This window comes from Vibrio sp. 2132-1, from assembly GCF_033344315.1.
This window is the reverse complement of the sequence record NZ_JAWPON010000079.1, coordinates 1-1,177: the sequence shown is the minus strand read 5'-3', so window position 1 is coordinate 1,177 and position 1,177 is coordinate 1. Positions and strand designations below refer to the sequence as shown.

Here is a 1,177-nt window from a genome sequence, read left to right as displayed (position 1 = left end):
GCTTCTGGATCAAAACCTGCGTGTTCTACCGCAAGCGAGTGGTCAACGATAAGCTGGGTTTCAACCACTGGATTCACGTTAGACGGGTCACCGCCCTGATCGGCAATCGCATCACGTAAACCGGCTAAGTCAACAAGCGCTGTCTGACCTAGAATGTCATGACAAACAACACGTGCTGGATACCATGGAAAATCAAGATCACGTTTGCGTTCGATGAGCTGCTTCAGGCTGTCTGTTAATACGCTTGGATCGCAGCGGCGTACGAGCTGTTCGGCAAGAACGCGTGAGGTGTAAGGGAGCGTTTCATAGGCTCCAGGAGAGATAGAGTTTACGGCTTCGCGGGCATCAAAGTAATCAAGTTGAGTCCCCGGAAGCGACTTACGGAATTGGGTATTAATAGTTGTGCTCATGGTTTGCTTCCATTCAATCTGTACATCTTGGCCTTCTCCCCATCACTCTAGAAACGCTACTCTAGCAAAGCAGTTTGGAGAACTTGATTGGAGAACTTTTTGAGATGTATTCGCTCTAGTAATGTTTGTGACGAGAAGTCCTCCTTCTTCTGCCAAGAGCGAGTGAAAACAGAAGAAGGAGGAGATAAACCAATCAAAGCAAGTAATGACTTTGACTGGCTTTCGCGCTAGCGATTCTCAATAGGCACCCACTCTTGATGATCTGGACCTGTGTAATCTGCACTTGGGCGAATAATGCGGTTGTTCGCGCGTTGCTCGTACACGTGTGCAGCCCAACCAGTTAAACGGCTCATCACGAAAATCGGTGTGAACAGCTTGGTCGGAATGTCCATAAAGTGGTACGCCGATGCATGGAAGAAGTCCGCATTACAGAACAAGCCTTTCTCACGCTTCATCACCGATTCAACACGCTCAGATACTGCGTATAAATGCGTGTCACCCACATGCTTCGACAATTCCTCAGACCAACGTTTGATCAGTGCGTTGCGAGGGTCGCTTTCTCGATAAATCGCATGACCAAAGCCCATGATCTTGTCTTTATTCGCCAGCATTTGCATGATGTTAGCTTCGGCTTCATCCGGCGTCTGCCAGTCTTCAATCATCTCCATCGCTGCTTCGTTTGCACCGCCGTGAAGAGGGCCACGAAGCGTACCGATTGCTGCCGTGATACAAGAATGAATGTCTGACAACGTTGATGCACAAACGCG

Annotated in this window: 2 protein-coding genes; both read right to left on the bottom strand. The window is 48.9% G+C overall.

The annotated features are described in order from the left end of the window. A partial coding sequence (locus R8N47_RS23555) for an aconitase family protein (RefSeq protein ID WP_318185897.1) occupies positions 1-410 on the bottom strand: 410 nt, incomplete at its 3' end. Between the two features lie 227 nt (positions 411-637). Beyond that, on the bottom strand, positions 638-1,177 hold a 540-nt coding region (locus R8N47_RS23550), incomplete at its 5' end, for a citrate/2-methylcitrate synthase (protein WP_318185896.1).